Annotated in this window: 20 protein-coding genes; 10 read left to right on the top strand and 10 right to left on the bottom strand. The window is 71.1% G+C overall.

Translation table 11 applies throughout. The features are described from left to right. Positions 1-27: 27 nt before the first annotated feature. Both OWR29_RS36740 and OWR29_RS36745 read right to left on the bottom strand, forming a co-directional pair. Positions 28-1,818 carry an AfsR/SARP family transcriptional regulator gene (locus tag OWR29_RS36740; RefSeq protein ID WP_267568111.1) on the bottom strand — a complete coding sequence of 597 codons (1,791 nt, stop codon included), beginning with the start codon at positions 1,816-1,818 and terminating at the stop codon, positions 28-30. Positions 1,819-1,820: 2 nt separating this feature from the next. Beyond that, positions 1,821-3,065 (bottom strand): tachylectin-related carbohydrate-binding protein, encoded by a 1,245-nt coding sequence (locus OWR29_RS36745; RefSeq protein WP_267568112.1) that lies wholly within the window; start codon positions 3,063-3,065, stop codon positions 1,821-1,823. Between the two features lie 109 nt (positions 3,066-3,174). Between OWR29_RS36745 and OWR29_RS36750 the strand changes: the two genes are divergently transcribed. After that, positions 3,175-6,486, top strand: a complete 3,312-nt coding sequence (locus OWR29_RS36750; RefSeq protein WP_267568113.1) for a tetratricopeptide repeat protein — start codon at positions 3,175-3,177, stop codon at positions 6,484-6,486. A gap of 16 nt (positions 6,487-6,502) precedes the next feature. Here OWR29_RS36750 and OWR29_RS36755 read toward each other — a convergent pair whose 3' ends face one another. Together OWR29_RS36755 and OWR29_RS36760 are read right to left on the bottom strand one after the other, a co-directional pair. Then, complete coding sequence (locus OWR29_RS36755; protein ID WP_267568115.1) at positions 6,503-9,055, bottom strand: ATP-binding protein; 2,553 nt, start codon at positions 9,053-9,055, stop codon at positions 6,503-6,505. Positions 9,056-9,070: 15 nt separating this feature from the next. Beyond that, on the bottom strand, positions 9,071-9,229 hold the full coding sequence (locus OWR29_RS36760; protein ID WP_267568116.1) for a hypothetical protein: 159 nt from the start codon (positions 9,227-9,229) through the stop codon (positions 9,071-9,073). A 396-nt stretch (positions 9,230-9,625) separates the two neighbouring features. On the opposite strand from OWR29_RS36760, the gene OWR29_RS36765 reads away from it, so the two are divergent. The 3 genes from OWR29_RS36765 to OWR29_RS36775 all read left to right on the top strand — a co-directional run bounded on the left by OWR29_RS36765 (position 9,626) and on the right by OWR29_RS36775 (position 16,867). Then, positions 9,626-15,643 (top strand): polymorphic toxin-type HINT domain-containing protein, encoded by a 6,018-nt coding sequence (locus tag OWR29_RS36765; protein ID WP_267568117.1) that lies wholly within the window; start codon positions 9,626-9,628, stop codon positions 15,641-15,643. Positions 15,644-15,652: 9 nt separating this feature from the next. Beyond that, positions 15,653-15,976, top strand: a complete 324-nt coding sequence (locus OWR29_RS36770; protein WP_267568118.1) for a hypothetical protein — start codon at positions 15,653-15,655, stop codon at positions 15,974-15,976. Between the two features lie 150 nt (positions 15,977-16,126). Then, positions 16,127-16,867, top strand: coding sequence for a hypothetical protein (locus tag OWR29_RS36775; protein WP_267568119.1), 741 nt, complete (start codon positions 16,127-16,129; stop codon positions 16,865-16,867). On the opposite strand, the gene OWR29_RS36780 is transcribed toward OWR29_RS36775, so the two are convergent. The 5 genes from OWR29_RS36780 to OWR29_RS36800 all read right to left on the bottom strand — a co-directional run bounded on the left by OWR29_RS36780 (position 16,868) and on the right by OWR29_RS36800 (position 19,169). Next, the gene (locus OWR29_RS36780) at positions 16,868-17,182 is read right to left on the bottom strand and encodes a hypothetical protein (protein ID WP_267568120.1); all 315 of its coding nucleotides are present in this window, start codon (positions 17,180-17,182) and stop codon (positions 16,868-16,870) included. It lies immediately after the preceding gene. Continuing rightward, positions 17,183-17,902, bottom strand: a complete 720-nt coding sequence (locus tag OWR29_RS36785; protein WP_267568121.1) for a hypothetical protein — start codon at positions 17,900-17,902, stop codon at positions 17,183-17,185. An 8-nt stretch (positions 17,903-17,910) separates the two neighbouring features. Beyond that, positions 17,911-18,243, bottom strand: a complete 333-nt coding sequence (locus OWR29_RS36790) for a type VII secretion target (RefSeq protein ID WP_267568122.1) — start codon at positions 18,241-18,243, stop codon at positions 17,911-17,913. Next, on the bottom strand, positions 18,240-18,557 hold the full coding sequence (locus OWR29_RS36795; protein WP_267568123.1) for a hypothetical protein: 318 nt from the start codon (positions 18,555-18,557) through the stop codon (positions 18,240-18,242). Before OWR29_RS36795 ends, OWR29_RS36790 begins: the two co-directional genes overlap by 4 nt. Before the next feature lie 87 nt (positions 18,558-18,644). Continuing rightward, the gene (locus OWR29_RS36800) at positions 18,645-19,169 is read right to left on the bottom strand and encodes an STAS domain-containing protein (protein WP_267568124.1); all 525 of its coding nucleotides are present in this window, start codon (positions 19,167-19,169) and stop codon (positions 18,645-18,647) included. A 226-nt stretch (positions 19,170-19,395) separates the two neighbouring features. On the opposite strand from OWR29_RS36800, the gene OWR29_RS36805 reads away from it, so the two are divergent. From OWR29_RS36805 to OWR29_RS36825, 5 genes are all read left to right on the top strand, one after another. After that, positions 19,396-20,484 (top strand): SpoIIE family protein phosphatase, encoded by a 1,089-nt coding sequence (locus tag OWR29_RS36805; protein WP_267568125.1) that lies wholly within the window; start codon positions 19,396-19,398, stop codon positions 20,482-20,484. A gap of 55 nt (positions 20,485-20,539) precedes the next feature. After that, positions 20,540-21,262, top strand: coding sequence for a GAF and ANTAR domain-containing protein (locus OWR29_RS36810; protein ID WP_267568126.1), 723 nt, complete (start codon positions 20,540-20,542; stop codon positions 21,260-21,262). A 74-nt stretch (positions 21,263-21,336) separates the two neighbouring features. Next, positions 21,337-21,855, top strand: a complete 519-nt coding sequence (locus tag OWR29_RS36815) for a TetR family transcriptional regulator (protein ID WP_267568127.1) — start codon at positions 21,337-21,339, stop codon at positions 21,853-21,855. A gap of 61 nt (positions 21,856-21,916) precedes the next feature. Next, complete coding sequence (locus OWR29_RS36820; RefSeq protein WP_267568128.1) at positions 21,917-22,681, top strand: cupin domain-containing protein; 765 nt, start codon at positions 21,917-21,919, stop codon at positions 22,679-22,681. 104 nt (positions 22,682-22,785) lie between these two features. Next, entirely contained in the window at positions 22,786-23,379 is a 594-nt protein-coding gene (locus OWR29_RS36825; RefSeq protein WP_267568129.1) for a hypothetical protein, read from the top strand. Between the two features lie 79 nt (positions 23,380-23,458). Here the strand turns inward: OWR29_RS36825 and OWR29_RS36830 are convergent, their stop codons facing one another. Further along, a complete protein-coding gene (locus tag OWR29_RS36830) occupies positions 23,459-23,938 on the bottom strand; it encodes a nitroreductase family deazaflavin-dependent oxidoreductase (protein WP_267568130.1) in 480 nt (159 codons plus the stop codon). Positions 23,939-24,007: 69 nt separating this feature from the next. On the opposite strand from OWR29_RS36830, the gene tsaA reads away from it, so the two are divergent. Then, positions 24,008-24,409, top strand: coding sequence for a tRNA (N6-threonylcarbamoyladenosine(37)-N6)-methyltransferase TrmO (tsaA, locus tag OWR29_RS36835; protein WP_267568131.1), 402 nt, complete (start codon positions 24,008-24,010; stop codon positions 24,407-24,409).

Genomic DNA, 24,409 nt, shown 5'->3' on the forward strand with positions numbered 1-24,409 from the left:
TGGCTCTGAAGTCGCGCTCCAAAAGCGCTATAGAGAAACTTCGCGGGCGAACAGGAAGGTGAGAACGGACATTTTGTAGTGCTGTTCGTCCCCGTCGGCGTCGGCATGGTCGAGCAATTGCGCCTCGACCAGCCGGTCGGCGATTCTTTCGGCGTACGCGACGGGCGAGCCGATCAGCCGGTTCACCGCCTCGGCCGAGAATTCCGGCCCGCTGAGCCGGCCCAGGCGGCGGAACAGCTCCGCCTCGGGTTCGCCGAGCCGCCGGTAGCTCCCGTCGATGCTGGTCCGCACGTCGAGGTCGCCGGCCGCCAGCTCGTCGAGCCGCCGCTGATCGTCGAGCACCCGCCGGGCCAGGTCGGCCAGCCGCCAGCGGGGCCGACCGGCGAGCCGGGCCCCGGCCGCCCGCAGGGCCAGAGGCAACCCCTCGCAGACCCGTACGACGTCCGCCGCGGCGCCCGGCTCGGCCGCCACCCGGTCCGCCCCCACCGAGCCGGCGAGCAGGCGCAACGCGTCGGCCGGGGGCAGCGGGCCCAGGTGCACGGCCCGGGTCACGTCGAGGCTGGGCAGCCGGGGACGGCTGGTCACCAGCACCGCGGTGCCCGGGTGCGGGCTCAGGAACGGGCGGACCTCGGTCGCCCCGCCCACGTCGTCCAGCACGATCAGCACCCGGCGCCCGATCAGCGTCGTCCGCAGCAGGGCGGCCAGTTCGTCGACCGTCTCCGGCAGCCGGGCCGGGACGCCGAGCGAGCGCAGCAGCATGGCGAGCGCGTCGGCCACCGCCGTCGGACGGCCGGGACCGTACGCCCGGACCGGAACGAACAACTGCCCGTCGGGGAACAGGTCCCGCGCCGCCCCGGCCACGGTGAGGGCCAGCGCCGATTTGCCGACGCCGGGCGGTCCCGAGATCACCGTGAGGGAAGGCCGGTCGTCCGGCCCCAGCTCCACCGTCTCGGCCGTACGACCGACGAACTGCGGCGGCGGCGGCGGCAGCTGACGCGGCGGATCACCGGCGGGGACAGCCGGAGCCGGAGAAGCCGGAGGAGCCGCGGTCATGAGAGCCGGATCGGCGTCGAGGATCTTGTGGTGCAGCACCCGCAGCTCGGGCCCCGGCTCGATGCCGAGCTCTTCCCGCAGTACGGCATAGCCCTCCTGGAACACCGCCAGCGCCTCCGCCTGCCGTCCCAGCTGATAGAGCGAGCGCATGAGCGACCCCCGCAGCCGCTCCCGCAGCGGGTGCGCCGCCACCAGCTCGGTCAGCTCGGCGACCAGCCCACCGGTCGGCCCCACGTGCGTGTCGGCGTCGATGCGCCGCTCCAGCACGGCCAGCCGGGCCTCGTCGAGGCGGGCCGCCGCCGCCCGGAACAGCGGCGTGTCCAGCCCGTCGAACGCCGGGCCACGCCAGTGCCCCAGCGCCTCGCGGAACAGCGCCGCCGCCCGCCGGTGGTCGCCGCCGGCGGCCGCCCGCTCCCCCTCGGCGCTCAGCAGCTCGAAGGCGTGCAGGTCGAGTTCGCCGTCGGCCACCCGCACCACGTAGCCGGGGGCCCGGGTGACGATCGGGCTCGGGCCGTCCGGGGCCAGCGGCACCATGATCCGGCGCAGCGCCGACACGTAGGTCTGCACCAGGGCGGTCGCGCTCGGCGGCGGCCGTTCGCCCCAGATGGCGTCGACCAGCCGCCCCGCCGACACCACCGTGTTCGCGTTGAGCAGCCCGGCGCCGAGCAGGGCCTGCTGCTTGGTCGAGGTCAGCTCGAGCCGGCGCTCGCGCGACCGCAACTCCACCGGCCCCAGGATGCCGAAGCTCAAGGTCGCAGCGGTCATCGTCAGAACCGCATCGGCATAGCCGACAGCAGCGTCTGGGTCCAGCCCCGCTCGTCGACCGGGGCCCGCCCGCGGATGTCGCCGCCGCTGCCGTCGAACGGCTCACCGTCCACATAGAAGGCGAGGCTGCCGTCGCGGTGGTGGCCGTAGTACAGCCCGCCGCCGGGCGACACCATGTGGTCGAACACCTGCCAGGTCGAGGAACGCAGCTCGAAGCGGTCCCAGTCGCCCGGCTGGATGCGGTACGAGATCAGCTCGCCCGCGTCGGTGGTGCCGAGCAGCCAGTCCGGGCCGGTCGCGGCGAGCGTCTTGAGGGTGAAGCCGTTGCCGATGATCCCGTTGCTGACGATGTCACCCTCGGCCGGCTTGGTGCGATTCACGGTGTACTGGCGCAGCACGCCGTTGGCGATGCCGAACAAGTGACCGGAACCGTCGTACGTGAGAAGGTCGTGGGTCCAGCCCGCGCCGATCTCGACCGGCGGGTCGTAGATCAGCGAATTGTTGTTCGTGATGACGTCGACCCGGTAGAGCTTCCCGCCCGGCGCGGTCACCAGGATGGTGTTGAAGTTCAGGGTGGCCATGGCGACCGGGGTGAAGCCGAGGGCCGCGTTGGAGGTCACCGTCTTCAGCCGCTGCCCGCTGCCCGGTTCGATCGTCGAGTAGGTCAGCCGCCCGTCGGCCAGCGTGCCGTAGATCGAGACGGGCGCCGACGCGCCGATCCGGTCGTACCGGACGGGCGTGTACCCGGCGTAGCTGCCCCAGGTCCGCTCGGTGGCCCGGCCCACGCCGCCGCTCTGCTCGATGACGACCGGCCGGGTGCGCCCGCTGTCCGACCACCGGACGAACACCGCCGCGTGGTTGGTGTCCGGGTCGCCGGTGTAGCGCAGCAACACGTCGCCGGGCAGCAGGTCGGCCGCCGCGATCCGGGTGCTGCGCAGGTCGAGGTTCGAGGTCGCCCACACGTCGCCCAGGCTGCCGAGGCCCCAGGCCAGCGAGACCAGGCCGGAGCAGTCGGTGCGATAGTCGCCGTACGAATTGTTGTAGCAGCGGGACTGGCTGTACGACACGTCGTCGTTCACCCAGCTGCGGGCCCGGGCGAGCGCGGCGCCCCGGGTGACGTACGCGTCGTCGCCGTTGTCGTAGCACCGCCCCGAGTGGTAGCTGCCCGCCGCCTGAGCCGGTCCGGCGACGGCCACGCCGCCGACGGTCACGAGCGCCGCGAGCACCGTTCCGGCGACCCTGCGCATATTCATCATGGTGAACCTTCCCCCGTAGTGTCGGAGCAAGGTTCCGTTCCCGTACTGACCCGCGACTGTAGGCCCCCCGCCCGTACCCGGCCCGTACTAGGCTGCGCCGGTGGACCTCGGCGACCTCCCCTTCGGACAGCGGCTGCGCCATTACCGCGAACAGGCCGGCCTCACCCAGCTTGAGCTGGCCGAACGCGCCGGGATCAGCCTGGCCGGGCTCCGCGATCTGGAGCAGGGACGCAGCCGCAGTCCTCGACCGTCGTCGATGCGCGCGCTGTCCGCGGCGCTCGGACTGGCGCCGTCGGCACTGACTGTGCCCGCCGCACCGGCGCCGGCGCCGCGACCCGTACCCGAGGGCGAGGCCGCTGTGCTGGTCCTCGGCCCGCTCGAGACATTCGTCGGCACCGAGCGGGTCGACCTGGGTTCGGGCCGGCACAGCACGGTGCTGGTGCGGCTGGCGCTCACCCCCAACGTCGCCGTCCACCGCGACGAGCTCATTGACCTGCTGTGGGGCCACGACGTCCCGCCGTCGGCGGTCAATCTCATCCAGACCTACGTGAGCCGGCTGCGGCGGGCCCTCGAGCCGCGACGGACCGCCCGCGGCGAGTCACGGCTGTTGTCGCTGGTGCGCGAGGCCTACCGGCTGAACGTCGACGACGCCCAGGTCGACCTGCTGCGCATGCGACGGCTGGCGGCCCGGGCCGAGGCGACGGCCGACCCCGAGCCGGCCCTGGCCCTGCTCGACGAGGCGCTCACCTTGTGGCGGGGCGGGCCCGACACCCCCGAACTGCGGGACACGCCGCTGGTCACCCGGCTCGGCGACGAACACCTTCAGCTCGTGCTGCGGCACGCCGACCTGGCCCGGCGCACCGGCCGGCCCGAGGCTGCCCTGCCCCGTCTGCGGGAGCAGGCCGGCCGGCACCGGCTGCACGAGCCGCTGCAGGCCCGGCTCATCGTCACCCTCGCCGCGTCGGGCCGGCAGGCCGAGGCGCTGGCCGTCTACGACGACGTCCGTCAGGAGCTCGCCGACGAGCTGGGCATCGATCCCGGCCCGGACCTGCTCGAGGCGCACCGCGGCGTGCTCCAGCGGCGCTGGTTGCGGGCCGTGCCCGTGGCGGCGCCGTCGCGCGCCACCCCGGTGTTCCAGGCGCCGGCGCCCCCGGCCGACTTCACCGGCCGGGCGGAGCACTTGCACCAGGTGATCGACCTGCTCGGCACCGGCGCGGTGTGCACCATCTCGGGCGTCGCCGGGGTCGGCAAGACCGCCCTCGCGCTGCAGGCCGCGCAGCGCCTGCGGGCCGACTTCCCGGACGGTCAGCTCTACATCGACCTGCAGGGCGCCGGTCCGCAGCCGCTGCCTCCGGTCGACGCCCTGGCCCGGTTCCTGCGCGCGCTCGGGGTCGAGGGCCGCCGCATCCCCACCGAGCCGGCCGAGCAGTCGGCGCTGTTCCGCAGCACCCTCGCCGACCGCCGGATGCTGATCGTTCTCGACAACGCCCGCGAGGCCGCGCAGGTTTTGCCGTTGCTGCCCGGGGTCGGCGGCTGCGCGGTGCTGGTCACCAGCCGGCGCACGCTGGCCGATCTGCCCGGCGCGAAGCTGGTCGGCCTGGCCGGCTTCACCGAGGGCGAGGCGCTCGACCTGCTGGCCCATGCGGCCGGCGAGGCGCGCATCGCGGGTGAGCCGGAAGCGGCCCATGAGCTGGCGAAGTTGTGCGGGCTGCTGCCTCTCGCCCTGCGGGTGGCGGGCGGCCGGCTCGCGGCCGGGTCGGCCTGGACGGTCCGCTCGCTGGTCGACCGGCTCGGCGACGAGAAGAGCCGGCTGCGCGAGCTGCACGTCGGTGACACGCTGGTCAGCGCCGGTTTCGAGCTGAGCTACGCCGACCTGCCGCCGGCGGCTGCGCGGGCGTTCCGGTTGCTGTCGCTGGCCCCCGGCCCCGATTTCACGGTCGAGGCCGCGACGGCCGTGCTGGGCGCCGACGCGTACGCCGTGATCGGTCACCTGGTCGACGCCAACCTGCTGCAAACTTCGCAGGCCGACCGGTTCCGGTTCCACGATCTGCTCCGCCTCTTCGCCGCCCAGCACTGCGAAGATCAAGACCCGTTTCCCGTACGAGGTGAAGCCCTCAACCGGCTGCGGGAGCATTACCTCGACCGGGTCGCCGCCGCCCTGGTGCTGGTGTACCCGGCGATGGTGCGCCTGCCCCACGAGCCGGCAATCACCTTCGACAGTGCGGATTCCGCCCTCGCCTGGCTGGACGCCGAGCTCGACGGCATCGTCGCCACCGTACGACTGGGCGGGGAGTACGCCTGGCGGATCGCCGACCAATTGCGGGGCTATTTCTTCGTACGCCGGACAGCTGTGCCCTGGCTCGAGACCGCCGAGGCCGGGCTGGCCGCCGCCGACGAGAGCGGCGACGACCGGGCTCGCGCGGCCATGCACCAGACCCTGGGCCAGGCGAACTGGTCGACCGGCCGGCATCAGGAGGCGCTGCGCCACTACCGCACCGGTCAGACGCTGGCCGAGCAGGCCGGGTGGCTCGAGGCCGCCGCCTATCTGCGCCACAACATCGGCCTGGTGCAGGCCGAGCTGGGCCACGTCACCGACGCGCAGGAATCCTTCGAGCAGGCCCTGGAAGTCAGCAGCCGGCACGGCTTCGCCCACGTCGAGGCGGTCACCCTCAACGACCTCGGGGCGATGTGCAGCGACCAGGGCCGGCTGACCGAGGCGGCCGACTACTTCGGCCGGGCGCTGACAATCAACTCGGCCCAGGGCCGGCAGCAGTCGGAGCTGTCCAACCGCAACAACCTCGGCATGGTGCTGCGCCAGCTGGGCGACCACGACGGCGCCCTGGAACACCTGACCATCGCGCTGAACGCGTACCGCGCCCGCGGCGAGCCGCACGGCGAACTGGCCGTCCTCGACGAGTTGAGCCAGGCCTACGACCACCGCGGCGACCACCGCGCCGCCGTCCGAGCCGCCCGCGAGGGCCTGGACCTGACCCGCCACATCGGCGACCGGCGAGCCGAGGCCGCCCTGCTCACCACAACCGGCGAAGCCCTGCTGGGCGCCGGCTCCCCCACCGAGGCCCTGCACCACTTCGACGACTCGCACGCGCTGGCCACCGAGCTGTCCTACCCGTACTTCCGAACCCGCTCGGCCATCGGCGTGGCCCGCGCCCGCCTGGCCCTGGGCGACACCGACGGCTGGCGGACCCCGGCCCAGGTCGCCCTGACCGGCGCCCGCTCGGGCGGCTACCGCCTGCTGGAGGCGGGCGCCCTGCTCACCCTGGCCCTGGGCGCCTTGGCCGCCGGCCACCCGTCCGAAGCCGAACCCCTGGCCCAGCAGGCCCTGGCCATCTCCCGCGCCGCCGGCTCCCCCCTGCAGGAGGAAGAGATCCACCGCCTCCTCGAACGGGTCTGACCGATCCGTGCACGACCTACGCCGCCTGGGAGAGGACCCGCCGTGCGGCCGAGGCCGCGGAACGCATCGCCGCGGCCCCGGGATCGTTGAGGCGGGACAGGCAGTCGGCCAGGTGGTCGAGGACTCCGGCCTCGTTCACCCGATCGCCCGACTCACGGCAGAGCTGCAGTGACCGTTCCAGCGCCGGCCGGGCCTCGGCGGGGCGTTCCAGCCGCAACAATGCGGCACCCAGCGTGTCCTGAGCCGCGGCCTCGCCCCGGGCGAACGCGCCGTTGCGGTGCAGAGCGATGGCCCGGCGGGCGTGGTCCACGGCCGCGTCGTCCTCGCGCAGGCAGTAATAGCACCAAGCCAGGCCACCGAGCCCGTTCGCCTCTTCGTCGGTGTTGCCGAGCGTCTCGGCCAGATCGCGCGAGGCGCTCGTCTGCACGAGCGCCTCGCCGTAGCTGCCCTGCCGGATCAGCAGGTCGCCGAGGTCGTGATGCACACGCATGCGCCCGTCGGGGTCGTCCAGGGTGACGTAGAGCTCCAAGGCGCGGTCGAGGTGGATGCGGCCCTCATCCAGCAGGCCTGACGCGACCAGGGCCCGTCCCAGGCTCCGCGTCGCCCGGGCCAGGCCGATCCGGTCCCCGCTGCCTTCCGCCGCGGCCATCGCCAGCGCCGACGCGTCACGCCAGTCCGCCCGCCGGCCCTGCCAGTCGAGGAAATCGATCATCGTCGACAGGATGCGCCAGGCGTAGGCGGGAAAGCCGAGTTCGGCCGCGGCCGGGATGAGACGGATGAGAACGGCGTACTCGGTGCGGAACCATTCGATCGCCTCCGCGGGCGCCTCCGCCGTGACCGGCGCCACCGAGGGCGCCGGCGGGTCGAGCGGCATCGGCTGCCGGCGCCCGCGCAACAGCGTGGCCAGGCGGTCCCCCGAATGCAGGTAGAAGTCGAGCAGGCGGTGGGCGGCGCCCGCGTCGTCCGCCCGCAGGGTGGCGGCTGCGTACTCGCGGATGACGTCGTGCACGGCGTACCGGGCGCCCACCCGGTCCGACAGGCGGACGGCGACGAGGGCCTCGAGGCTGCGGGCCGCGTCCTGCGGGCTGCGGCCGGTCAGGGCGGCCACGGCTCTGACGTCCACGTGCGGGCCCGGGTGCAGACCGAGCACGCGGAAGGTATGGCGATCGGCCTCGGACAGCTCGGCCACGGACCAGCCGAGCGCGGCCGACACACCGGCGTGCGGGTCGGCATCGGCGTCCTCGTCGCCCAGCCGGGTGCGCAGCTCGCGCAGGATGTCGGGCAGCGAGCGACTTCGGTCGTGCGCCGCACGGGAGCCCACGACCGCCAGCGCCAGGGGCATGCGATGGGACCAGGCAACGATCGCGTCGACGTCGCCGGCCGCATAGGCGCCCTCATCGCCCAGATAACTCAGGAGCACCTCGCGGGCATCGGCCTCGTCCGGCCAGGTGAGCGACAGCGAGGCCGCCTGATAGGAGACGCCCAGCCCGGGCAGCCGGCGCCGGCTGGCGACGAGGACGAGCGATCCCGGTCCGGCCGGGATCAGGCGGCGTACCTGCTCGGCGCTGAACGCGTTGTCCAGGACGAGCAGGAGCCGCCGACCGGCGACGAGCCGGGCGAGCTGGTCCGCCCGGTCGCTGGGATCGGGTTCGATGTCGGCCCGCTTGACCCCGAGCCTGGTCAGCACTTGGCGCAGGACAACCGCTTCGTCCGAGGGGTGCGCACCGGGGCCGAAGCCGTGCAGGTCCAGGTACAGCCGGCCGTCGGGGTAACGGTCCGCGGCCTGGTACGCCCACTGCGTGGCCAGGGCGGTCTTACCGACACCGGGTGGTCCGTCCAGGACGATCACCGTGTTCCGCCCCGCGAGCCGGTCCAGTTCGGCGAGTTCGCGCCGCCGGCCGACGAAACGGGGCAGGGCGGCCCGCAGAGTCTGCGGCCCGGTCGTCCCGGTCGGGCGGCCGTCGCCGAGCACACCCCGGACATCGAGCGAACCGTTCAGGATCTCGCCCCGGAGCCGGACCATCCGGGGCGAAGGCTCGGCGCTGCGCACCCGGCGGCCATGGTCGGCATGAATGTCGTACGCCCGTAGCGCCGCGCTCCGATCCCCTTCGGCGTACCGGGCGACGATCAGCAGAGCGGCGACGTCCTCCTCGGCCGGCTCATCGGAGAACACCTGCTGAAGGCGCGTCAGCGCCGCGGCCCTGTCGCCCGAGCGCAGTTGGAGCTGACAGAGCAGAAGAACGGCCGCGCGGCGCTCGGCGGTCAGCCCGGTACGACGCTCGTCCAGCCAGACGCCCGGCCCGAGGCCTTCCAGCGGCTCGCCGTGCCAGCAGGCGAGGGCCTCGCCGAGCAGGCGCACCGCGGTGCCGTCGTCGCGCCCGGCGGTCGTTGCGGCGTTACGCGTCAGCTCGTGGAACCGGACCATGTCGATGCTCTGCCGGTCGATTCTGAGCCGAAGCTGCCCGCCCTGCCGCTCGAGCACCTGCGCGCCGTCCGGGTTGAACAGCCTCCGAGCCTGGGCGATGTAGGTGTACCAGGTTTCGGTCCTGATGCTGTCGCCGTCCAGCACCCGGTGATCCAGCGCTTAGATCGAGACGAAGTTCGGCGCGTTCAGCAGCAGGACAGCCAGCAGACGCAGGACGCGCGGGGCGGTCGGCAGTGGAACCGGTTCACCATCGCGGCGGATCTCGAGCGGCCCGAGTATCTGGAAGGTGTAGGCCGGCGAGGCGTCGCTATCGGCCATGAGCCCGCGCTTTCGACTTCCAGCTCTCCATCCAGTGCGCCTTCCAGCTGGATCCGTCTACTGAATCTCGCACCCCACCTGACGTTGGGTGATCGTATCAGCGCGCATCGAATTCCTGACCTGCATCGGAGACGCTCACATGCCATCGAAGTTCCGCGAAGCGGGCCCGGCCGGACTCCTCGCCGGCACCTGAGTCTTCACTCTCTGGGGGGAGAGCCGGGGCGGGGCGGCAAACCCGCTCCGGCTCCTCCGGTCCTGCCCGGCGATGCACGGTGCCGAATGCATGCTCTACCTAGGACATTCGGCCGAGGCGATCCGGTCCGATCATCCATTGATTGACATATATCGATGGGGTCAGGGTGAGGCGGACTGCCATCGCTTCCACGGGGGAATGCCATGCGTGTGCCGCAGCGCCTCAAGCTGTGCCATTTACTGATTCCGGTCGTCACGGCGGCCCTTCTGGCCGTGCCCATCGCGTCCGCCTCGGCGGCTGAACCGGCGCCGGTCGCGCCGGCCGGCGCGAAGCCGGTCGACCGCGGGCTGCCGCCCTCCGCCACCGCCAACCACGGGCTGCCCGCCGGTAAAGCGGCCGAGCCTGTCCCGCCGGCCACCGAGGCCGCGGGCAAACCCACGAAGGTCGCCGCGTCGGCCAAGGCCGATAGGCGCGAGGCCACCGTCAAGACCCTGCGCCTCAACGCCGAGCTGGCGGCGCCCAGTGTGCCGCTCGTCCGGCCGGGTTACCTGCTCGGCGACACCTCGCTGGTCGTCTACTTCGACGCCGAGATCGGGCCCACCGACCGCTGGTGGGCCACCGTCCGCGACGTGCAGGCGGGCACCGAGCAGCGGTCGATCGACCTGGGCCAGGCCGATCTGAACATCTGCTCGTTCCCGGCCACCTACTGCCGCAGCTTCGGGGCGGCCGAGGGCTGGGTTCTCGATCCGGCCCGCACCTACACGGTCACCGTCACCGTGGCCACGGCCGAGGGTGAGCTCAGCAGTCCGGAATCGTTGCCGGCGCGGCCCCGGCGGGTGGAGACGCCGCCGTCGGTTCCGGCCGGGCAGGCCGTCGGCTGCGGCTGCGCCACCGTGCTGGGCACCACCGTGCGGGCGCAGGCCTTCCGGGGCCAGATGGTCAACACCGGCACCGGCACCTTCAACCGCGTCGAGCAGGACTTCGCGATGCCGTCGTTCGGCATCCCGTTCCGGCTGGCCCGCTACTACTCCTCCGGCAACACCGCGCGCGGGCTGTTCGGGCCGGGCTGGAGTTCCTCGTATGGCGTGGCGATCGTGGCCGCCGACGGCGGGGCGGCACGGGTGCGGGCCGAGGACGGCGCCGAGGCCGTCTACACCGGGGGCGCCGACGGCACGTATTCCGCCCCGGCCGGCGTACGGGCCAAGCTCGTCAAGATCGACAGCGGGTGGCAACTGACGCCGCCCGATCGGCGGGTGCTCCGCTTCGACGCGACCGGCAGGCTCGTCTCGATCAAGAACCCGCGCGGCGACGGCGTCACCCTGACCTACTCCGCGGCCGGGACTCTCGACCGCATCACCGACCCGAGCGGGCGTGTCGTCAAGTTCGAGGTGCGGTCCGACCTGGGCCTGGTCACCAAGGTGACACTGCCCGACGGGCGCAGCGCGCAGTTCGACTACCAGGACGGGCGGCTGCTCAAGACGCAGGACGCCCGCCGCACCACGACCAGCTACGGCTACGACGCGGCCGGGCGGCTGACCACCGTCCACGACCCGCGCGGCAACCGCCAGCTGCTCAACGAGTACGACGCGACCGGCCGCGTGGCCAAGCAGACCGACGCGCTGGGCGCGGTCACCACGTTCGCCTGGGACGCCGGCCAGCAGCGGGCCACCACCACCGACCCGGACGGCGTCGTGGTCGTCGACGGCTACCGCGACAACGTGTTGCTGTTCAGCCGGAACGCCAACAACGACGTGGTCAACACGCGCTACGACGGCAAGCTGCAGAAGAGCCTGGTGGTCGACCCCAAGGGCAACCAGGAGGAGACGGCGTTCGACGCGAACGGCAACCCGCGCACGCGTACGGCACCCGAGCCCTTCTCCTTCACACAGACCAGCGACTTCGACGACCGCGGCAACCAGACCACCTACACCGACGGCCGCGGCCAGAAGTGGATCTACACCTACAACGAGTTCAACGAGCTCACCAGCCAGCGCAACCCGGAGCAGAAGACCGGCTACAAGTACGAGTACGACGGCAAGGGCCAGGTCGTGAAGCGGACCGACCCGCGCGACAAGGCCACCACCTACACGTACGACGCCGACGGCAACCGCACCTCGGAGACCGCCCCGACCGGCCGCAAGACCGTCATGACCTACGACAAGACGGGCCGGATGACGTCGGTCGTCGACCCGCGCGGCACGGTCTCCGGCGCCGACCCGGACAAGTACCGCACCCGGTACGAGTACGACGCCGAGAACCAGATCGTCGAGATGCGCAAGCCGGGCAAGCTGCTGCCGTACCGCCGGACCTTCGACGAGCTCGGCCAGCTCGTGGTGTCGACCGATCCGCTGGCCGGCAACACCATCACCACGTACGACAAGGCGGGCCGCCCGGTCGTGCAGAAGAACCCGGTCGGCGACGTCACCGCCACCGAGTACACCCCGGCCGGCCGGCGCAAGTCGGAGACAATCGACCCGGGCGGTCTCAACCTCACCACGAGCTGGACCTACGACACCACGGGCCGGGTGGCGACCGAGGTCGCGCCGATCGGCAACGCCGACGCGGCCCAGAAGGCGCTGTTCACCAGCACCTTCCACTACGACTTCAACGGCAACCTGGTGCAGGCCGACCGGCCCTACGGCTCGGACGGCACCCGGGTCAAGGTGGACACCGGGTTCGACGCGCTGGACCGGCCGGACAAGCAGGTCGACCAGCTCGGCAACAGCACCTCGGTGCGCTACGACAACAACGGCAACGTCGTCGGCATGACCGACGAGAACGGCGAGTCGCTGACGAGCACGTTCGACGGGGCCAACCGGCGCACCGGAAGCTCGTCGCCCGGCGGCGGGGCCAACGCCGGCATCGAGTACGACGAGGTCGGCAACCCGACGAAGCAGACCTCGCCGACCGGCGGCGTGACCACCTGGAAGTACGACGACGACGGCCGGCCCACCGAGATCACCGAGCCGCGCGGCAACGTCGCCGGCAACAACCCGGCCGACTACACCACGAAGTACGGCTACGACCAGGCCGGCAACCCGATCTCGGCGACCGACCCGCTCGGCAACGTCACCAAGCGGACCTACGACGCCAACGACCGCCTGACCGCGGTGACCGACGCCAACAACCACACCACGAAGTACGGGTACAACGACAACGACTGGCTCACCTCGGTCACCGGGCCGGACGCCACGATCCTGTCCACGACCTACCAGTACAACGCGAACGGCCAGGAGGTCCGCCGCACCGACCCGCTGCTGCGCTCGGCCTTCACCGAGTACGACCGGGCCGGGCGAGCCGAGGCGACCACCGACCAGCTCGGCCGGCGGCGCGAGTACGTCTACGACGCCAACTCGCAACTGGTTCAGGAGCGCACCGCGCGCCTGCTGCCGAGCCGGCCCGACCCGGACGGCACGATCTTCTTCGGCTACGACAACCTGGGCCGGCTGACGAGCAAGAAGCTCGGGCAGAACGGCACCCTCTTCACGTACGGCTACGACGCCAAGAACAAGCTGACCGCGGCGGCCGACCCGACCGGGGTGCAGTCCTACGCGTACGACAAGACCGAACGCCTCACCGAGGTGGCCCGGGGCGACCAGGTCTTCGGCTACGGCTACGACGCCGAGGACCGCATCGTCAGCCGCAGCTACCCGGACGGCACCAGGATCGCCGCCGACTACGACGACGGCGACCGGGTCACCGCGCTGACCAGCAGTAAGGGCGGCACGAGCTCACGCTACGAATTCGGGTACGACGCGGCCGACAACCTCACGAAGACGACCTACCCGGCGTCCACCGGCGTCGTCGAGAACCGCGAGTACGACCGGGCCGGCCGGCTCACCGGGATCGCGGCGGCCAAGGGCGACACCACGCTGTCCGCCTTCAACCTGGTGCTCGACAAGGTCGGCAACCCGACCCGGATCACCGAGACCAAGGGCGAGCCGGGCCAGCCGACCAGCACCGAGGCCACCGCCTACACCTACGACGAGGCCAACCGGCTAACCGCCGAGTGTTTCGGGGCGCAGGCGTGCTCGGGCTCGAGCGCCTCGCGGACCGACTACACGTACGACCTGGTCGGCAACCGCACCACCAAGAAGCTGGCCGCACCGGGCGAGAACACGCTCACCAAGTACACGTACGACGCCGCCAACCAGCTGGTCCTCGAGGCGACGGTCGGCTCCCGGAACAGCTTGCGGGCCTTCGCCTACGACCAGGAGGGCAACCAGACGCAGGCGGGCTCGGACAAGTTCACCTACTCGCTCGACAGCCGCATGACGTCGGCCACGGTCAACGGCAAAACCACGAATTACACGTACGACGCGGTCGGCCAGCGGATTCAGTCGGTCACCGGGACCGGCGCCGACCAGATCGTGCAGAAGTGGTCGTGGGACGTCAACGGCCCGCGGCCCATGCTGGCCTCGGAGTCGCAGACCGGCGGGGGCGGCACCCAGCAACGGAGCTACGTCTACAACCCGGGCGGTGAAGCGCTCGGGCTGCTGGCCGGGGCCGCCGCCCACTCATACCTGCACGACTGGCTCGGCGGTGTGTCCGGTGTCGTGTCGGCCGGCGGCACCCCGGAATGGTCGTACGACTACGACGCCTTCGGTGTCACCGAGAGCTCCAAGCTGACCGACGACGCGCCGGTCAACCCGCTGCAGTACGCCGGCACGTACCAGGACGTCACCCAGGGCGACCGCTACTCGATGGGCGCCCGCAACTACGACCCGGGCACGGGCCGCTTCGACTCCACCGACCCGGTGGCCCAGCCGGAGACCGACCCGTCGGTGTCGACGTACTCGTACACCAACGCCCGCCCGACCGTGCTGACCGACCCGACCGGCGAGGACCCGGACAACGGCGGGGTCTTCTACGGCAGCGTCACCGCGGCCGAGCACCGGATGAACAACCCCGACGCGGGCGCCGCCAGCGCCGACGCGGCCACCCCGGACGGCGGCACGGTCGAGGTCGACAACCCGGACTGGCTCAACGCCAAGAAGCTGGTCGACGAGGCCGAGGGTTTCGTCAAGCAGATCGGCGACGAGATCGTCAACCTCATCCTCGACCTGGTCGGCTTCAACGACGCCAAGGCCTGCATCACCGAGGGCGACATCGTGGCCTGCATCTCCACCGCGCTGCAGGCGGTGCCGTGGGGCAAGATGTTCAAGGCGGCGAAGGTGGCCATCAAGGCCGTCGGCGTCGGGCGGCGCCTGATCGACGCGTACACCAATCTGAAAGCGGCCCGTAAGGCGCTGACCTCGATCCCGCAGCGGATCAAGAAGGTGGTCGAGGCGCCGGTGACGGCGGTGAAGTCCGGGGCCGCCAAACAGGTCGAGAACGCGGTCAAGGCGGCCAAGGACATCGGCGGCAAGGCCAAGGCAACGGCCAAGAACGCCGTCAACAAGGTCCGGGACAAAGCCAAATCGGTCACCGAGGAAAGCTGCAAGGTGGCCAAGGGCGCCGGCAAGCGGCTGGCCAACTCGTTCGCCGCCGGCACGCTCATCCTGATGGCCGACGGCACCAGCAAGCCGATCGAGAAGGTGCAGCCGGGCGACACGGTGAAGGCCACCGACGCCGCCACCGGCGTCAGCCGGCCGCAGCAGGTCACCGCGTCGATCGTCGGCAGCGGCGACAAGAGCCTGGTCGAGCTGACGGTGGGCGGCGGCGAGATCACCGCGACCGCCGGCCACAAGTTCTACAGCCCCGGCCGCGGCTGGATCGTCGCCGACGACCTCAAAGTCGGTGACGAGCTTCGCGACACCGGCGGGCGCACGGTCACGGTCGAGGCCACGAACGACCGCACGGACCGGACCACGGTCTACAACCTCACCGTCAACAGCACCCACACGTACTACGTGCGGGCCGGCGACTCGTCGGTCCTCGTGCACAACTGCGGCAACCGGACGCACGACAAGGCCCGGGGCGCCGAAGGTGTGAACGAGATGACGGCCACGTTCGAACGGTTCCACAATCGATCGGACATCTACAGCGAGACGTACGGCAACGGCTTCGAGTTCTGGACGCCGTACGGCCGGCGGCAGGTCGACATCGCGATCAAGAACGACAGCGGCGGCCTCGACCTGTTCGAGGTGAAGGTCAACAAGTCGAACTACACCAGAGGGCAGCGCAAGAAGGATGAATGGCTGGAGAAGACGTACGGCTTCAAGACGACGGTCATCCGGCGCAGCACGAAGTGTCCGATCTGCTTCCCCAAGTTCCCCTAGGATGGCGTCGTGAGTAGCGATTTCGGCTTCTGGAAACACGGCACGGCCGACCCCGAAGAGATCTTCGACAAGATCGCCGAAGGTGACACCAGCGACCTGACCGGAAGCCCCGACGTCGTCCGGTTCCGCGAGGGACTGCTGGCCCGCTGGCCAGAGATCGAGGACTCGCTCGAGCCCACGAAGTTCGACCTGGAGGACGAGCCGGACGACGCGCTGAAGTACGTGCTTCTCACGTTGTCCGTCCGCGAGCTGGACCACCTGTCCGAGATCCTGTCCATGGCGAAGGAACACGGCCTGGTCGGCTACAGCGGCGTAGCGGGCGAGCCCATCTAGTACGAACGTGGCGTGCGGGGACGCTCCCCCGCACGCCACGTCTGTGCCCTCAGTCCACGAAGTCGGCCGAGCGCCCCCGGCCGCCGGGTCGGAGCTTCCGGTGGCGACCGCTACAGTGGCGCGTCGATGTCGTCGAACGGGGAGCTGGGAATGCGGACGCGCCATGGGATCGCCACGGTGGTTGTGCTGGTTACGGTGGCGGCCTGCGGTTCCACCGCCACCACCGCCACCACCGGCACGGGGGCCGCAGCCCCGAGTCAGGCCCCGTCGGCGCCCGCCACCGTGCCGTCCGACCCCCAGGCCGCGATCGCGGCGGCGAAAGCGCAACTCGGCCGGGAGTCGGCCCGCTTCGCGCAGATCTGCGGGAACGCCCGGCTCGACTACACCGGCCGGGTGGCCGCCGCGACGGGGAACTGGGAGATCACCGGCAAGGAGTTCGTCGTACGCCGCATCGGGACGGACATCTACATGCGCGTGAGCGGCAAGACGCTGGCCGGGATGCCGCTGTCGCCGACCACTGAAGAACGGATCACCGAGGACGACTGGGTGCGTACCCCACTGCCGGTCGGCCGCGAGACCTCCGTCGTGTGGAACGACAAGTTCCCGTGGATTCTGGCCAACCCCGCGTCCAGCGCCACCGGCGTCCGGCGGACAGGCGCCCACGCTTTCGCCGGCACGCAGGCTCTGGAAAGCGGCGTCACATTGCGGGTACGGGTCACCCTCGACGACCGTGGCCGGTTCACATCGGTAGGCCTGAGCAAGGTCGCGAACGAGGAGGCCAGGTTCACCTTCTCCGACTTCGGCTTGCAGGCCGACGTGACCGCCCCGCCGCAGGGCGAGGTGGTCACCGAGAACAGCCCGTTCCTGCTGTCGTTCCTCTACCTCACGTAGTTACCGCGAGTCCTCGTCGTCGCGGAAACGCTCCTCGGCCTCGGCGACCAGGCGCTGCCGCTCCTCGTCGCTCATGCCGTCCAGAGCGTCGCGGTAGCGGTCCATCGCGTCGGACAGCGGGCCGGCATAGGCGCTGCTGCGGCTGACGTCACGCACGCTGATCCGGCCGTCGAGGACGTCGCGGGCCATCTCGGCCAGGTCGGGGCCGGCCCCGCCGTCCCGCAGCTTCTCCAGGTTGCGCCGCAGCTCCTGGCCCAGCTTGCGGCCACCGGCCATCCGCGCGAACTCGTCGTCCAGCGCGTTGTCGTCGGACACTCAGGCTCCCGGCGTCGTGTAGGCGGCGGTGGGCAGCGGCACCGATGAGAGGTCGCCGCCCTTGTAACCGATGTCCATGCCGCCGCCGAAGATGCCGGCGATGACGCTGCCCGCGGTGTTGATTTTGACTGAGGCGTCGTTGAACAGCTTCAGCATCTGCAGCACCTGCAGACCGGCCACGCCGTACCCGACCACGGCGCCGACGCCGGTCTCGGCGGTGATGGTGCCGGCCGCGGCGGCGATGCCGGCGATGATGAACTTGTCGGCGATGGCCTGCAGGATGTTGCCGAGCTGGTTGGACAGCTGCCAGGCCCCCTGCGCCGCCTTGTGGTAGTTCTGCTGGATGTCGCGCAGGTCGAGCTGCTGACCGCTGACGGACGCCGCGAACTGCGAGAAGTACTGGTACGCGGCGTCGGCGGCGTTGCCGTCCCACTCGGCGTCGAGGTCGATGGCGCCCTGCTGGATGTTGATGCCCAGTTCCTGCAGGCAGTCGGCGAGGTGCCCCATGGCCTCGCCGAACTTCCACATCGCGTCCCACTCGCCGGCGACCGCGTCGGTGAAGTAGCCGAAGATGTCGATGCCGGTGGCCTTCTCGATGCCCGAGTTGATCCAGGCCGACGGGCTGACGTAGTTGAACAGGTCGACCGGGTTGACGAACCCGTTGCTCACCGATTCTTCCGGCGTGGACGGCGCCGCCAGCAGTGCGCTCGGATCACCCATGACTCGCCTCAGTCCCGGAACGGCGAGGCTCGCGGAACCTCGGGATAGGTCGCGTCGACCTTGGCCGCCGCCTTCTCGTCGGTACGCTGATACTCGTCGGCCGCGGTGCGCAGAGCCTTCTGCGACTCCACTCCCAGCTCGCGCAGCCGGGTCACCAGCTCGTGAAGGTTCGCCATCAGATGGCGGTGCCCGGGGGCCGCGAAGCCGATGATGCCCGCCTCGTGAAACCCGAAGTTGCCGTGCGCCTCCACGTACCGACCGGCGTCCTCGGCCACCCGTTCCACTTCGTCGAGACGCCCGGCGTACCGGCGCAATGCCGCAGGGTCAACTTGAAAGCTCATACCGGCGTGATCCTGTTGATGATGACGACGGCCGCCACGGCGAGAACGGTCCCGATGACCGCGTACAGCAGACTCCGGCGCCAGAGCACCGCCGTCTGGTCGGGCTCGGCCGTCCTGTGCAACCGGACCGCGGCGACGAACGAGTAGACGAACGCCACCGCCGGCACCAGCGCGATCGGCCACCCCACCAGCGGGATCGGGTCACCGGAGGCGGTGCTGACCACCAGGCCGAACAGCACCAGGGCGTACACGCCGATTAGGAAGATGGCGAGCTTGCCCGCGGCGCGCTGCATGTCCAGCTTCGGGGAGACCACAGACTTCCTCTCCGGTGACTACTTGGAGCCGGAGAGTATCAATCGCGTCATAGCGCCGGCTGCCCCGTCGGACGCGGCCCGGGTGCCTCAGCTGTCGGTCGTACGAAGAAATTTGCTGCGGTTGATGGCGTCGAGCGCGCGGCTGCGGGTCTTCTGCGCTTCGCGGCGCACCCCGGCCGAGCGTCGCCGCCAGCCGTCGAAGTCCTCACCGTGGAATTCGGCGCGCGCGGCTGTCACGGTCGGTGACCGGTCCACGGGATCGTCGGCGATCACGAAGTGGTCGAGCAGGCCGAGAACGGAAAGGACTCGGGTGACCTCAGGTGTCGGGCCACGCAGCGTCATGGCTACGTCCGCGGTCTCGGCCTCTTCCCGGCAGGTCAGCAGGGACCGCACACCCGCCGCGTCGATGAAGGTCATCTCGGTCAGGTCGAGCTCGACCCGGGCGACCCGGGGCGCCGACAGCATGCGCGTGCAGACCCTGGTCAGCTGGCGTGCGGTGTCGCTGTCGAGTTCGCCGCGGACGATGAGCCGGATCAGCCGGCCGGCCTCGGCCACGACCGGATCGATGTGCAGGTAGTCCGCGGTGATGTCGGAAGGCTGCTCGTAGGGCATGAGACCGCTCCGGCGGCGAGCAGGAGCGCGTCCCCTCTGTTCTGAACGGCGCGGTTCCTCACAAGGGAGAATACGTCAGGGTTGCGCCGCGAGCGAGACACCGTGGACGGAGAAGCGCCAAGATGGTGCGGAAGATGCCGGAGTTGTTCCCCGAGACGCTGACCCAGCAGATCTTCGAGCTCTTCGATCGGGTGCGGCAGTCCGGTGAGCTGCAGGCGGTCCGGGAGTGGCGGTTCCAGTTCGGCCAGAACTGCCGGACGCGGTGCTGGCCGCCCGCTACCTGGTGGCCTCCCCGGACAAGGCCGCCGGTGGGGACCGGTTCGACGCGGTCCCGCTGGCCGACGGGTCGGTGGCGCTGGTGGTGGGCGACATCGTGGGCCACGGGGTGGCCGCCTCTGCGGCGATGAGTCAGCTGCGCAGTGTCCTCAATGCGGTGCTGACCCGAACGGGTGACCTGGAGCAGGCCCTGGACTGGGCGGACGATCTGGCGGCGCGGGCGGCCTCGATGCGGGCGGCGACCGTGTGCGTGGCCGTTCTGGAGCCGGCCACGGGACGGTTGCGGTACACCACCTGCGGACACCCTCCGCCCCTGGCCACCACTCCGGAGGGAGCGACGCGGTTCCTGCCGCCGTCCGGCGGTGGCCCCTTGGGCACCGGATCGCAGCGGGTGATCGCCGAGGCGACCCTGGCCGACGACGAGGTGCTGCTGCTCTACACCGACGGGTTGATCGAGCGGCCGGGGCAGAGCACGCGCGACGCGATGACGGAGCTGGCCACGGTGATCGGCGACGCCGTGGCCAACCGGCTGTTACCGGTCGGCGCTCCCGAATCGGCGCCGGAGCGGGTCTGTGAGCAGGGCATGGAGCTGATCACCCGGCGAGGCTACGACGACGACGTCACCGCCTTGGCCGTGCAGCGCCGGCCGGCACCGGTCACGCCGCTGTCGCTCGACCTGCTCGCCGAACCGGGCGGGCTGGCCGTGCTGCGCGAGACGATCCGCGACTGGTCCCGGCAGATGGGACCGGCCGTCCGGGACGAGCAGGCGATCGACTTGGCCGTGTCCGAACTGATGGCCAACGCGATCGAGCACGCCGACCGGCTTGACGTGGCCGGGCGCGGCGGAGTGTTCCCGATCGAGATCGACCTGTCCGATGGCGAACTGCTCGCCAGCGCAGCCGTCCGGGTCCTGTTCCACGCGCGCGACCGGAGCGCCGCCCACGGCCACCCCCTCACCCTGCGGGCCGTGCCCGGCAGCAACGCGGCCGACGTGCTGGATCTCGTCGGGCTGCCGTGGCAACCGGCCACGGTCCGATGAGGCGCGCTGTCCGGCCAAGGGATTGACCGCCCGGGAACAAGGGAAAAGCGAAGTGATGAAGGGTCGTTCCGATCCGGCCGAGCTCGCCCGGGAGTTCGTCGAGCTCAACCAGTACCTGAGCAGCGGCGGCGAGCGAGGCGCCGCGCTGCAGCGGCTGGTCGACGCCGCGGTCATCGCCGTGCCCGGCTGCCGCTGGGCCGCCGTCACCGTCTGGCGCGAACGACGGCAGCCGCGCACCCTGGCCTTCACCGCCGAGATCGCCCGGGCGGTCGATCAGATCCAGTACGACCTCGGCGACGGCCCCTGCCTGAACGCGGCCCTGGACGACCAGCCGGTGCACAGCCCGGACCTCGACGACGACGACCGGTGGCCGCAGTTCCGGCGGGCCACCCGGGCCGCCACCCCGGTCCGCGGAGTACTGTCTTTCCACCTCAGCGACGGCCCCGATCGCACCGCGCTCAACCTGTACAGCGACGAGCCGGCCGCGTACACACCCGACGCGATCACCATGGCCTCGCTGTTCGCCGCGCACGCCCGGGTGTTGCTGCTGCGTGCCGAGAGTGCGGAGAGGGCCGCCCAGCTCAGCGGCGCGCTCACCACCAGCCGCCAGATCGGCGCCGCCGTCGGCATCCTCATGAACGTCCACAAGATCACCGCCGATCGGGCGTTCGACCTGCTCCGCACGACCAGCCAGGCTCTCAACCGCAAGCTGAACGCGGTCGCCGAGGACGTCACCCAGACCGGGGCCCTGCCGCGGAAGCAGCAAACCCAGGAGTGACCACGGCGTGCGGTTATTCTGGCGCCATGCCCCGGTGGGAACACGGCAGCGAGGAGCGGATGAAGCAGGCCGCCATGGACCTGTTCGCCGAGCAGGGGTTCGAGCAGACCAGTGCCGTCCAGATCGCCGATCGAGCCCGCGTGACCACCCGGACCTTCTTCCGGTACTTCCCGGACAAGGAAGAGATCCTCTTCGCCGACGCCGATGCGCTCAACGAGACGCTGGTCGATGAGCTTCTGCGTATGCCTGACCTGACGGAGCCGCTGCGGGCGGTGACCACGGTCCTGGCCGCGCACGACTGGGAAAAACTCGGCTCGCGGGAGGACCTGCGCCGGCGGGACGAGATGATCGCCGCCAATCCCCGCCTGCTGGAACGCGACCTGATCAAGCAGCAGCAGTTGGCCGACGGGTTCCGCGGCGCGCTGCGGAAGCGCGGCATCGACTCCGACACGGCGGATCTCGCGGCCGATGCGGCAAGCCAGGTTTTCCGTACGGCCTACCGGCGCTGGTTGCGAAGCGATGACCACGCCGACCTGCGCACCGTCACCGAAGCGGTGTTGTCACTGCTGGCCTCCCTCACACCCCGGAGCTGATGTCACGACGCGACATCAGTGCTACCTTTGATGTCACGCCGCGACATCAGGGAGGCTTTCCATGGTTCCGATCTCCGTCGTCCGCCCCGGCGAGGGTGAGCTCATCGCCAGCGGGCCGTCACAGATCCGCATTCTCGAGGACGGCAGCCACACCGCCCATCGCCTGGGCATCGGCCAGATCACCGTTCCTCCGCACACGCCCGGCCCGATCCAGCACCGTCACGCCCAGCACGACGAGGGCTTCTACGTGCTCTCCGGCACCGTGCGATTCACCGTCGGGCAGGAAGACATCGATGCCGAACCCGGCACGTGGGTCCTGGTCCCGCCCGGGGCGCCGCACACCTTCGCCGCGCAGGGCGACGAACCGGCGGTCATTCTGTCCACCTTCACGCCGGACCTGTACGTGCAGTACTTCCAGGACCTCAAGAAAATGGTCGAGTCCGGGCAGCCCATGACGCACGAGACCATGGCGCCGCTCTGGTCGAGGTACGCCACCGAGATCTCCGCCGAGCCGGCCCCGAGCCCGGCCCGCACACAGACGTACATGGTGGTCGGAACCCTCCGCGCCGACACGGATCCCGCTGAGTTCAACGCCCTGCGGGAGGACGAGCAGAGGCAGTTGGGCGCGCTGCGTTCGGAGGGCCGGATCGGCGCCCATCACATCTCCCCCGCCCGGCGGGCGACGTTCGTCGAAGTCATCGCCGCGGACGAGAAGGAAGCGAAGGAGACGCTGGAATCTCTCCCGTTCGCCCGGTTCTTCGAGGCCGAGTTCTACCCGACCACGCCCCCGGACGACGCGGAAGTGGCCCACCGGAGGCGCCTGTGAGCCGGCGAACTCACCCACGAGATCGCGGTCATCCGTTCCGGTGATAAGCGGACAAATTGCCACGAAACCGCGTCGTGGCCGGGCCGGGACCGGTTCACCCCAGCATGGCAAAGCTTCCTACCTTCCTCCGTAAGGCGGCGATGGCCGGCCTGATCGCCTCCGCGATCACGGTGCCGGTTGCCGACGCCTCCGCCACGGCGGCCCCGGCCGCCCCGCCCGCACCCGTTGCGAACGTGAAAGCCCCGCTGCTGAGCCCGGCCGCCAAGATGGCGATGCGGCGCGACCGCAACGCCGTCTGCGTCAACGCCCACGTGCAGAACATCGGCTGGCAGGGCTGGCGCTGCTCCAGCAACCACCGCGCCGCCGTCGCCGGCACCGTCGGCCGTTCCCTGCGCCTCGAGGCGCTGGCCGTCTCGACCCGCCGCGCCGGCGGTGTGTGCGCCCAGGCGCACGTGCAGAACCAGGGCTGGCAGCGCGCGAAGTGCACCGGCCCGCAGGGCAACATGGCGATCGGCACCCAGGGCCGCTCGCTGCGCCTGGAGGCGATGCGGCTGAGCACCCGCCCGGGTGTCTGCGCCCAGGCCCACGTGGCCAATGTCGGCTGGCAGAAGCTGCAGTGCGCCGGGCGCAACGGGCAGATCCAGCTCGGCACCGTCGGCCGGTCGCTGAGCATCGAGGCCTTGCGCGTCGTCGCCTGACAATCCCTGCGATGAATGCCCGCGGAAGCGAACGCTTCCGCGGGCTTCGCGAATTTGTCGATGGGCGGCTGACCGACCCCTAGCCGCCTCGCCGGACCGGCTCGAGCCGGAAGATCCGCAGCGTGCGGCCGGAACGGGCGTCGTAGTCCCGGTAGGCCGGCCACACCCGCAGCAGCTGCGGCCACACCCGGTCGCGCTCCGCTCCCTCCAGCAGCGTCGCGCGGACGGCGGTGGTCTGGCCGGCGATCGTCACCGTGGCCGCCGGGTCGGCCAGCAGGTTGCCCGACCAGGCCGGGTGCCCGGCCTGACCCCAGTTCGAACCGATGACGACGTACGCGTCACCGTCCCACGCGTACAGCAGGGGCCGCTCGCGAAGCCGGCCGCTGGTCCGCCCCCGCGTCGTCAGCAGCAACGTCGGCGGCGCCGTCCGCCACCCGGTCACCGAGAGGCGCCCGCCGGTGAGCCGGATCAGCCGCCGGTCGAGCGGCATCAGCAGCCGCCCGGCCGTGGCGAACCATCGCCGGTGACCCAGCCGCAGAATGACCTCGCTCAACCGCACGGCACATCCAAGCACATCCGGCCGGCTCGGATCTCGACGCCGATCGCGCCCCGGTCCACGATGGGATCCATGACCTACGAGATCCGGCCGATCGGCGTGGTCGAGTCGGCCCTGACCGATCCGGCGACCGCGCCGAAGCAGGGCGTCGAGGGAGGCCCCGAAGCCTGGCTGTCCTTCGATCCCGCCGTGACCGAGGGCCTGCAGAACCTGAGCGCCGGCGACGACATCTTCGTTCTGACCTGGCTGCACCTGGCCGACCGTTCCCAGCTGGCCGTCCACCCGCGCGACAACCCGGCCAACCCGCTGACCGGCGTCTTCAGCACCCGCTCGGCCGACCGCCCCAACCCGATCGGCCTGCACCGCGTCCAGGTGCTGGCCGTCGACGGCCACCGCCTACGGGTAGCCAACCTCGAGGCGGTCGACGGCACCCCGATCATCGACGTAAAGCCGGCCCTCGGCCCAGCCCGCTAG

The organism is Paractinoplanes pyxinae, from assembly GCF_026626335.1.
Classification (GTDB): Bacteria; Actinomycetota; Actinomycetes; order Mycobacteriales; family Micromonosporaceae; genus Actinoplanes; species Actinoplanes pyxinae.